Raw genomic sequence first — 10,718 nt, forward strand, 5'->3', positions numbered from 1 at the left:
ATCGAACAGCCCCAGCCCGCCGTAAAACCAAAAACAAACGATCTACGAGACCTGACCAGTTACACCGCGCCCAGTCCAGCCAGTACATATTCGCGCATGCGCACAACGGCGAAGAACCCGGTCGAGACAGGCCACACCAACCGTCACACGAACCAGGGCCCGACCAGTCCACACGGTTCACGCCACAAAGCACCGCGCCAACGCGCGGGCTCCAGGCGAAAGCGTCGACCCGACCGCCACAGCCCGCACGGTCGAGTTGGACCCCGAGCAGACAGCGACTTCGCTCAGCGGCCCGGCCGCCGAGCCGATGGACCGCCACCGCCGGCGATCGCGACCCACATCCGAAAGGTTCTGACAGCACCCCACGGAAGTTCTACTCTTCGTAGAAGAAGGGATAGTCGATGATCAAGGATGTCCTGGTTGTTGGCTTCGGTCCGGTGGGAGCGGTGCTGACGGCGTTTCTCGGGCAGCGGGGCGTGTCGGTGCTCGCGGTGGACAGGGCGGCTACCACCTACCCACGTCCCCGTGCCGCCGGCCTGGACGAGGAGGTGCTGCGTCTGCTCGTCCGGCTCCCCGGGATGGCCGAGATGCTCGCCGATACCCGCGCGTCGACCCGGGCGACCTTTCTCGGGCCGGACCGCCGCCTGCTGCTCGCCGCCGGGCAGGGGCAGGCCGAACTCGGCGTTCCGGTCGGCGTGTTCCTGCACCAGCCGTCCGTCGAGGCCGCGCTGCGGGCCGGGATCGCCACGCTGCCCTCGGTTGAGGTCCGGCTCGGCGTGGGCGTGCGCTCGATCGACGACGGGGCCGACGCGGTGACGGTCAACCTGGAGGACGACACCGTCGTGCAGGCTCGCTGGGTGATCGGCTGCGACGGGGCGACGAGCACGGTGCGGGCGCTGATCGGCGTGGACTTCGCGGGCAGGACCTTCGTCCAGCCGTGGCTCGTCGTGGACGCGCGCTCGGCCGAGCCGCTGCCGGTACCCGACGACATCGCCTTCGTTCTCGATCCACGCAGGCCCGCGGTGACGATGCCGATGCCCGGTGGGCACCGCTGGGAGTGGATGATGCTCCCCGGCGAGAATCCCGAGCGGATGGCCGAGCCGGAGACCGTCACGAGCCTGCTCACACCCTGGATCGACCCGGGCACGGTCGCGGTGGAACGGGCGGCGGTCTACACGTTCCACGCCCGCATCGCGACCCGCTGGCGGGTCGGCAGGGTCCTGCTCGCCGGCGATGCGGCGCACACGATGCCGCCGTTCGCCGGCCAGGGGCTCGCCTCGGGCATCCGGGACGCGGCCGCGCTGGCCTGGCGGCTGACCGAGGTCCTCGCGGGACTACGGGATCCGGATTCACTCGACGACTACGAACGGGAGCGCCGTCCCCAGGTAGCCGCGATCACCACCCGGGCCATCCGGGCCGGTCGGATCGTGCAGACGACGAGCCCGGTCCGGGCGGCCGCGCTGCGGGCCGCGTTGCGCACAGCGGCCCACGCTCCGGGGCTCGGCCACGCCCTGCGCTCCGGCGCCGCGCGACCGCGGACCCGGCTCCCGAAGGCCTCGCGGCCGCGGCGGGCGCACGGCGGGGGCCGCTGGGCCGGGCGGGTGCTGCCCAACCCGCGTATCCGGACCGAGGACGGCCGAGTCTGCCGGCTTGACGACTTGCTCGGGTCGTCCTGGGTGCTGCTCGGGCTCGGCGACGATGCTGGAGTCGCGCTGACGCCGCAGGTCCGGGCCTGGGTTGACCGCCGCGGCGGTACGACCCTGACCATCGGCCACGCCGTGTCGGCGGACCGGGACGGTCAGCGTGCGCGGTCCGGTCCGGTCATCGTGGATCTCGACGGCACGGTGCTGCGGATGCGCGGGCGTTCCAGACAGCCCCAGGTGGCCGTCGTCCGGCCGGACCGTTACCTGCTCGGTGTCTTTCCGTCGTCGCGCCTCGAGGACGTACTCACCTCGGCGTCAGGCGTTGGCGTGGCCGGCTGAAGCAGGGCGCGGATCAGATATGTCTCGGCGAACACACGCTTGTCGGGCAGGCTGCGGCTGCTCCACGGCGGGGCCATCATGGCGCCGCCGGCGGCGATCAGCCACCGTACGGCCTCCCACAGGTCGAGGTCGGCGCTCAGCTGGCCGCTGTCCTGCCAGCGCAGCAGCAGCGGCTCGAGACGCTTGTGGACAGCCTCGACGATCGGCTCCGTGGCCAGTGGCAGGGAGTCGCCGCTGGCCCGACCACCGGCGGCGAACAGCGCCTCGGCCAGCGCATCCCCGTCGATGAGGCTGGTGCCCCGCACGAACACCTCGACCAGGGTGACGCGTGCGTCGTACGGATGCGGCAGGGATTCCAGCGCCACGTCCATGGCGGTGTCGACCCGATCGAGCAGGACGGCGAGAAGCAGCTCATCGCGGCTGCGGAAGTACCGGTAGACGGTGGAGCGGGAGACACCGGCCTCCGTGGCGACCTCCTCGATCCGCATCCGGCTCGAGCCACGCCGGATCACGCAGCGCCCGGCCGCGGCCACCAGACGTCGGCGGGCCTCGGCATCGTCGAGCAGCGCGCTCTCGCTGCCCCACCAGCCCTGACCGCGCCGCGGGCTCCGCGCATGATGCCGGTCCTGCGCACGGTGTCGGTCCTGCGCAGCGTGCCGATCCTGCGCCTGGTGTCGGTCCCGCGCGGGATGCCGGTCCTGCGCGGGACACGGGCCCTGGGGGTTCGGGTGGTTGTGGGCTCGCGAGGGCGGGTCGTCAGGCGGTTCCGCCTCCGCACCAGGTCGGGTCATGCTGACAGCATTGGCCGATGTCCGGCCGCTCGGCAGGGCGGGGGTCGGTAACCGCGAACGGCCCGCGACACGGTGGGCCCACCGCCGTTCGGCGCGCAGATCACTCCCGTCGGCATGACTGTCTCACGGCGACACACTATGGCATTGTTGTCTCGCCCTACTCAAGGTCGATCGTCCGGATGTGATCGTCTGCCGGACGTGCGAAAGGCGGCACCCCATGGTCAGCACACGAGCAGCTCTGCTGTTCGGCCCCGGTCAGGATTTCAAGATCGAGACGGTCGAGATCGACAATCCCCGCGCGGGCGAGGTCCTGATCGACGTCCGAGCCTGTGGTCTGTGCCATTCGGACGAGCATGCGCGCTCGGGCGCGATGCCGATGCCGCATTTCCCGATGATCTGCGGGCATGAGGGTGCCGGCGAAGTCCTCGAGGTCGGGCCGGACGTCACCTCCGTCAGCCCCGGTGACCATGTCGCCATGTCGTTCGTCCCGTCCTGTGGGCGGTGTACGTACTGCCTTTCGGGCCGGGCGTTCCTGTGCAACGACGGCGCCAAGCTGTTCAACGTCGGGATGATCACCGATGGGCGGATCGCGCACCGGTTGGGCGACGAGGCTGTGGCGCGCTACACCCAGATCGGCGCGTTCTCCGAACGTCAACTGCTCGCCGAATCGACCATCGTGAAGGTCGACCCGGACGTGCCGTGGGCGGTCGCCGCGCTGGTCTCGTGTGGCGTCGCGACCGGATTCGGTTCCGCGGTCAACCGGGCGGAGGTCAAGCCCGGCGACGCGGTCGCCGTCCTTGGGATCGGCGGGATCGGGATCAGCGCCGTGCAGGGCGCACGGATCGCCGGCGCACGGCTGATCTTCGCCGTCGACCCGGTGGAGTTCAAGCGCGAGCAGGCGCTGCGTTTCGGGGCCACGCACGCGTTCGCGTCCATCGAGGAGGCCGCCAACGCGATCCGCGAACTGACCGCGGGCGCCATGTGCCACTCGGTGATCTGCGCGTTCTCCGTGATGACCTCGGACCTGCTCCAGCCCGCGCTCAGCCTGACCGGCAAGGACGGCACCTGCGTGATCACGTCGGTGGCACCGTTCGGTCAGAAGGTGGCCGATCTCGACCTGTTCACGTTCGCGATGACGAACAAGCAGATCCGTGGCTGTCTGTACGGCTCGCAGAGCCCGCGCACGGCGATCCCTCGACTACTCGACCTCTACAAGGCCGGCACCCTGAAGATCGACGAACTGATCACCAGGACGTACACCCTCGATCAGGTCAACGACGGTTACGCGGACCTCGAGGCCGGTCGGATCCTGCGTGGGGCGATCACCTTCGAGGACGCACCTCGGTAGTTCCACCCCTCGGGCACCACGACGGACGCCCCGTCCACCAGCGGGTTCACGGCTGGCGGACGGGGCGTCCGTGGAAACTCACCGGTCAGGCAGCGGCGGCCGCCTTCTTCTCCTCGCGGCCAGCGCCGAAGTAGGCGGCCTCGACCCGCTCGGGTTCGGCGGCGAGTTCCGCCGCCGGCGCCTGCAGGACCAGCGCACCACGGCTGAGCACCGCCGCGTCATCGGCCATCCGCAGCGCGAGGTTGACGTGCTGCTCGACGAGCACGACCGCGCAGCCCTGATCGTCGGCGACTTGGCGCACCGTCCGGAACAGCGCCTGGACGATCAGGGGCGCGAGGCCCATGCTCAGCTCGTCGACGAGCAGCACCTTCGGCTGCTGGATCAGGGCCCGGGCAAGCACCAGCATCTGCTGCTCGCCACCGGAAAGCGCACCGGAGGGAACGGTCCAGCGCTTCTCCAGGTCCGGGAACAGTTCGAGCATCGCCCGTGGCTTCGGGCCCTGCCGGCGGGCCGCCGCGCGCAGGTTGTCCTCGACGCTGAGCTGCGTGAACAACGCCCGGTTGTCCGGAACAAGAACCACACCGGCCCGGTTGGCCGCCCCCGGCTTGCCGCTGGGCAGCCGGGTCTCACCCACCGAGATCTTGCCGCTGCGGGACGGGAGCAGGCCCGCGAGGGTGAGCAGCAACGTGGTCTTGCCGGCCCCGTTCGGCCCGAGCAGGGCCAGCACCTTCCCCGGGGCGACGCTGAGGTCCAGGCCGCGGAAGACCTCGGACGAGCCCCGCCCGCCCGTCAGTGCTTCGCAGGTCAGAGCGGATGTCATGACGTCACCACCGTCGCGTCGGAGTCGACCGTACCGTCGGCGGCGTCCTCGCCACCAACGCTGCTGCTCGAGCCGGCCCCGTCCTCGTGGGACCTGCTGTTGGGTGCCTTGCCGTCGAGCGTGCTGGTAGCGGGAGCCTTCCCACCAGCGACGACGTCCTTGGCCACCGTGGTCTCACTGCCCGCGGTGCCCTCGGCCGCCGGCGCCACAACATCCGCGGTAGCCGACCGGAGCAGCGGTAGCCGAAGAAGCGGTAGCCGGAGCAGCGGGGGCCGAAGAAGCGGGGGCCGGGGCGGGCGTCTCGGTGCCCGTGCCCGCGGCGCCGCCACCCTCGACGGGCTCGCTCTCGGTTCCCTCGCCATCGTGGACGTTGCCGAGGTAGGCGTCCGCGACCGCCCGGTTGGCCCGGATCTCGTCGGGGCTGCCGGACGCGATCACCTTGCCGAAGTCGAGCACGTAGATGTGGTCACAGACGTCCAGGACAAGGGCGACGTCGTGGTCGACCAGCAGGATGCCGACACCGCTGCGGCTGATCGAGCGGATCTTCTCACCGAGCCAGGCGGACTCGGTGGTGTCCAGGCCCGCGGCCGGCTCGTCAAGCAGCAGGACCCGCGGTCCGGTGGCGATGGCACGGGCGATCGAGACCAGCTGCCGTTCGCCCTGGCTGAGCTCGCCGGCCGCCCGGTCGGCCCGGTCGGCGATGCCGACCAGGTCGAGGGCCGCCGCCAGGGTGCGATGGCGATGGTCGGCCTGCACCCCGGCCAGCGCGGCGCTGACGTTCTCCGACACGGTCAGGTCGTCGTACAGCTCGATCGACTGGAAGGTACGGGCGAGGCCCCGCTTGACCCGGACGTGGGTCGCGAGGGTGTCCAGACGCTCCTCACCAAGGCGGACGGTGCCACTGGCCCGAGCGAATCCGGTGATCGCGTCGATGGCACTGGTCTTGCCGGCGCCGTTCGGCCCGATCAGACCGACGATCTGCCCGGGGGCGATGCACAGCGACACGTCCGACACGGCGACGACGCCGCCGTAGCGAACCGTCACGCCCTCGACATCGAGAGGCACCCGGTCGGCGCCGCTGAGCAGCGCGGCGTTCTGCTCGGCCGGCACCGGCACCGGCACCGGCACCGGTGCCGGTGCGGCGGCGTCGGTCGAGGACGTCTCCGCCGTCGCGGTCCCCGCCGCGGCGGAGGCAGCGACGGTGGCGGGAACGGCACCGTCGGCGGTGCTTGCGCTGGCGCCCTCGGTGGTCGCCGTGGCGGCCTTGCGTGCCCCGATCCGCTTACGGACCTGGGCGACCAGGTCGTGCCCACCGCTGGCGATGCCTTCGGGCTGGGTCAGCAGCACGAGGATGACACCGAAGCCGGAGATCACCGAGAACCAGTCGCCGAAGTCGATCCACCGGTCCATGGCGATGTAGACGATGCCGGTGCCGGCCATGATGCCGGCGGTGATGCCGCCGTACACCGACGTGACGCCGGCGAGGTAGGCGGTGGAGAGCAGGGTCAGACCACCGATCGCGGTGAACGAGTCGAAGGTGACGACGCTGCTGCGGTAGGCCAGCAGCGCACCGCCGAGACCGGCGATGAACGAGGCCAGCGCGAAGGCGATCAGCTTGACCCGCACGACGTTGACGCCGATACCGGCGGCCGACCGCTCGTTGGCGCGCACGGCGAGCATCGCCGAGCCCAGCGAGCTCATCCGCAGCTTGGCGACGCCCCAGGCGACCGCGACTAGGACCAGCAGACACAGGATGCCGAACGGAAGACGCGGGAACGCCTCGCCGCTGCCGATACCGATGTTCCATCCGAACAGCGACGGGTCGGAGACCTTGGCGCCGGAGCTACCGACGAGGTCGGAGTTGCGGAACCAGACCGCCTCGATCGCGTAGGCGAGGGCGAGGGTGACGATGCCCAACGTCAGTCCGCGTAGCCGTAGTGCGGGTAGGCCGATGACGACACCGAGGACGGTGGCCACCAGTGCGGCGAGCAGCGGTGCGAACGGGAACGGGACGTGCCAGCTCTGGGTGAGTCCGGACAGGCTGAACGCCGAGGCTCCGGCGAGCGCGAGCTGGGCGAGGGAGACCTGGCCGGCGAAGCCGGTGACGACCACCAGTGACAGGCCGAGGATCGCGGCGATGAACGTGCCGATCACCGCCGCCCGCCAGGTGCCGGAGGTGAGCAGCAGGGCGATCACGCCGATCGCGGTACCGGACAGCGTCGGCAGTGTCAGCGAGCGGGGACGCGGTGCGCGACCCAGCGGCTGGCGCACCAGCCCGCTACGAACCGGGATGCCCCGTCCGGTGACCAGCAGCGCGATCAGGATGACCAGCAGCGGCACCAGGGCCGAGGCACCCGAGCCGGGCAGCCAGGAGTGGTCGGCGGAGAGGGTGAGTGCCTCCGACTGCACCATGCCGATGGCCAGACCGGCGAGCACCGTGGACACGAGGCCCTGGAAGCCACCGACGACCGCGGCGGCCAGCGCCGGCACCACGAACAGGGTGTAGGTGGAGGGCGACAGCGGGCTCAGCGGGGCGATCAGGATGCCGGCCGCACCCGCGACCGTCCCGGAGATCATCCAGTTGTACAGCGAGACCCGGTCGGGCGAGATGCCGCTGACGTAGGCGCCGGTCTGGGACTCGGCGGCGGCACGGGTGAACAGGCCGAAGCGGGTGAAGCGGAACAGCGCCGCCAGCACGATGGTCAGCACGACGACCGTGACCGCCAGGTAGAAGCGGTCGGCGAGCACTGTCAGCGAGCCGCTCTGCCAGCGGTCGGTCGGGAAGATCGCCTCGACGCTCACCGGCGAGGTTCCGACCCGGATCGCCATCACCGACTGGATGACGACCAGAACGCCGAGTGAGGCCACCGCGCGGGCGAGTGGCGGTGCTTCCCGTAGTGGCCGGAACACCACCAGGTACAGGAGAGCGCCCAACAACGCCCCGATGACCAACGCCGCCAGCAGCGCCGGGACGAATCCCAGCTCGGTTCCGAGATCCACCGATGTTGGCAGGCCGGGGATCAGGACCAGCAGTTCTCCGTTACGCAGGAACGCGTAGGAGTAGGCGACGTACATCGCGACCGCGCCGGTCGCGAAGTTGATGACTCCGGAACTTCGGTAGGTCAGTACAAGCGCGAGCGCGAGGGCGGCGTACACGCCCCCGTTTCCAAGCCCGAGCAGCAACGAGCCGACATGGTGCATCACGTACTCCCGAATGGTGTGCTGGTCGGATCGGTCCTTGGTCGGGCTGCGCCTGGTACACGCTGTCCCGTTCCGGCGGGTCTCGCCGGTCCATTTCCGGCGATCGACGCAGCGGCCGCCGCCTGAATGCAGGCCGAGTGGCGAATCTCGACTGGCAGATCGTCAACTGTGAGCAGTCGGTGGTCAGGGGGTATCCCGGGCCGGACCAGCCCCGGGATGGTCCTACTCAGCAGTGAACCACTCACGCGAGTCTCGAGCTGTGGTCGACGATCTGGAAAGCGGCCGACCGGTCAGGACGACGGCCGAAACCGAGAAGTTCGGGAAGTACGGCGAGTGAGGATTACCGCACGCAGAGCATTGAACCTGCGAATCATGCACCGATACCGGTGTCACCGCTGACAGCACACCCGCGGGTAAAGCAGATAATGCCCCCACGACCACGCCTGCGCGCGGTTCCAACCGCCCAGGTCGCGCCGACCTCGAGGCACCGCAGCAACTGAGCGTGCTGACCTGCTTCCCAACTGTGCGCATATGATCCCTAGTCTGCTTGTCTGTCATTCCGCACTGCCCTACGGGACTGCCCTACGCGATACCTCCGGGCCGCGCCGAACCTCGCGGCAGAACCGCGCGCCCGGTTGGACCGGATGACACCCCGTCTGGGCAGTGAATAGTGACACGGCATACATCCGGGGGCAACTTCTACCAACGAGCGGGCTCGGGCTCGCTGCGCCCGGTAGGGTATTGCGCCGCCCCGGAGACCGGGTTCCACTGCGGGAGTAGCGGAACCCGGCCTCACCGCACTGGTGAGTGCGGTGAGCAGCGGCATCGCTACCCGGCTGGGCTCCGCTCCACCGAATCCGCGTGGAGCGGAGCCCATCGAGTTCCCGGGCCGGGCCGGCCCGGTCGACCAGAACCGGCCCGATCCGACGCCTCGCTCGCCGCCCGAGCCGCACGTTCTGTGTGCGCCGCCGATGCGACCGTGTGTCACCCGTACCGCGCGTGCTACTCGTGCCGCGCGTCGCGGGATTCGGTCAGGAGGGGATCGGGGTGTAGCCGACGACCTGGTAGGAGGCCGGGTTGCCCTTGCCGTCGAGCTGCGCGGTCAGACCGCCACGGACGCAGACCGCCGGCGTGGCCGGGTACGCCTTGCCGTTGCAACGGAACCTCAGCCCACCCGCGCCGGGAATCTCCTTCTCCGGTATCGACTTGAACGCCGCGGTCACCGTGGCCGGCGTGATGTCACCCCTGATGTCGGCGAGTACGGTCTGGAAAGCGTTGAACTGCGCGAACATGTTAAGCCCAGAAGAGTCATCCGTCTTGATCTCGCTACCGTAGGCATCCACGACGGCCTCGTAGAGGCGGGTCGACGGGTTGTCATTGTTCACCGGCGAGACAGCGACCACGGTGATCCGCTTGAGGACATCCGCCGGAACCGCCTTGCGGGTCGCGTCCGAGACGCACTGCGAGACCGCGAAGATCGGACCGGTGAAACCGGCCGTGCGCAGCGCGTTGAACGCACTGATGCAGAACGCGTCATTCCCGACGACCTCCACCACACCCGGCGCGGAACCCGACAGGCCCTGCAGCTGCGGGGTCATGTCCGCGGTGCCCAACGGAATCGGGATGAGCTTCAAGGTCATCCCGGCCTTGCGCAGCACCTCGGCGCTTTCGCCCTGGAACGAGGTCAGCGCCGGTGGAACATCGATGATGATCCCGGTCAGGGTCTTGGTCCCGGCCTTCTGGGCCAACGGAAGGATTCCACTGCTGATGAAACCGACCGGGTCACCCAGGGAGAAGGTCGACTGGGAGTCCTTGAGCTGCTCCGTATCGGTCGTCGAGAAGTACAGCACGGGGATCTTCGCCGCGTGCAGCGGTGCCCACACCGCGTTGGAGACCGACGAGGCACCGACCAGCACGGCCACGACCTTCTGCTCGACCGCCTGGTTCGCGCAGTCGGTACCCTTGCTGGCCTCGTTCGCCGTCACACATGTCCACAGCTGGATCGGCCGGCCGCCGATACCGGACTTGTGCGCGTTGAAGTACTTGACCGACGCGCTGGCCACCCGCAGCTCGACCGATGTGTCACTGGCGGCGCCCTTGCCGTCCGAGATCACGCCGATCTTCACTGGAGCCCCCGAGGCCTTCGCCACCGGCCCCAGCAGGGAGGCACCGCTCGAGGCCGCTCGCCGAGGTCGCGGCGGCGCCACCACCATCGCTGCCGCCGCTCCCGCAACCGGCCGCCATCGCTAACAGCACGCCGACGGATAACGCCGCCACGACCGCGCTCTGACGGGGCCCTGAGCCCCCCGGGGTGGACCCGCCGTGGGGCACCACCACGACCGAACGTACCGAGCCGACTTCCGAATGTCCGCATCTGATCCCCAGTCCGCTTGTCCGTCGCTTCGCAATCGCCGACGCACGAAGGCCCGCATAGGCACCAGGGGGTCCGGGCTCCGGACAGACCGCGCACGCCCCACCGGCCCGGGTGGCATCCGCCGGGGAAGTCAAGTGTGACATGCCATACATTCGGAGGCAAATTTCACCCAGACGATAAACATGATGATCGGAAATCGATA

At 69.7% G+C, this 10,718-nt stretch carries 7 protein-coding genes; 2 read left to right on the forward strand and 5 right to left on the reverse strand.

What is annotated here, in order from left to right; all coding sequences use genetic code 11:
• Positions 1-401 precede the first annotated feature (401 nt).
• Positions 402-1,982, forward strand: a complete 1,581-nt coding sequence (locus G6R24_RS13700) for a bifunctional 3-(3-hydroxy-phenyl)propionate/3-hydroxycinnamic acid hydroxylase (protein WP_163549638.1) — start codon at positions 402-404, stop codon at positions 1,980-1,982.
• Here G6R24_RS13700 and G6R24_RS13705 read toward each other — a convergent pair.
• The gene (locus G6R24_RS13705) at positions 1,904-2,773 is read right to left on the reverse strand and encodes a TetR/AcrR family transcriptional regulator (protein WP_163549639.1); all 870 of its coding nucleotides are present in this window, start codon (positions 2,771-2,773) and stop codon (positions 1,904-1,906) included. The two genes, G6R24_RS13700 and G6R24_RS13705, sit on opposite strands and share 79 nt — an antisense overlap.
• A gap of 217 nt (positions 2,774-2,990) precedes the next feature.
• Between G6R24_RS13705 and G6R24_RS13710 the strand changes: the two genes are divergently transcribed.
• Entirely contained in the window at positions 2,991-4,121 is a 1,131-nt protein-coding gene (locus G6R24_RS13710) for an NDMA-dependent alcohol dehydrogenase (RefSeq protein WP_163549640.1), read from the forward strand.
• An 85-nt stretch (positions 4,122-4,206) separates the two neighbouring features.
• On the opposite strand, the gene G6R24_RS13715 is transcribed toward G6R24_RS13710, so the two are convergent.
• From G6R24_RS13715 to G6R24_RS13730, 4 genes are all read right to left on the reverse strand, one after another.
• Complete coding sequence (locus G6R24_RS13715; RefSeq protein ID WP_163549641.1) at positions 4,207-4,941, reverse strand: ABC transporter ATP-binding protein; 735 nt, start codon at positions 4,939-4,941, stop codon at positions 4,207-4,209.
• A complete protein-coding gene (locus tag G6R24_RS13720) occupies positions 4,938-5,108 on the reverse strand; it encodes a hypothetical protein (protein ID WP_163549642.1) in 171 nt (56 codons plus the stop codon). Before G6R24_RS13720 ends, G6R24_RS13715 begins: the two co-directional genes overlap by 4 nt.
• 7 nt (positions 5,109-5,115) lie before the next feature.
• A complete protein-coding gene (locus G6R24_RS13725; RefSeq protein ID WP_163549643.1) occupies positions 5,116-8,142 on the reverse strand; it encodes a branched-chain amino acid ABC transporter permease/ATP-binding protein in 3,027 nt (1,008 codons plus the stop codon).
• Positions 8,143-9,173: 1,031 nt separating this feature from the next.
• Positions 9,174-10,256, reverse strand: a complete 1,083-nt coding sequence (locus G6R24_RS13730; protein WP_263864061.1) for an ABC transporter substrate-binding protein — start codon at positions 10,254-10,256, stop codon at positions 9,174-9,176.
• Positions 10,257-10,718: the final 462 nt, after the last annotated feature.

This window comes from Candidatus Frankia nodulisporulans (genome assembly GCF_902806475.1).
GTDB classification, from domain to species: Bacteria; Actinomycetota; Actinomycetes; order Frankiales; family Frankiaceae; genus Frankia; species Frankia umida.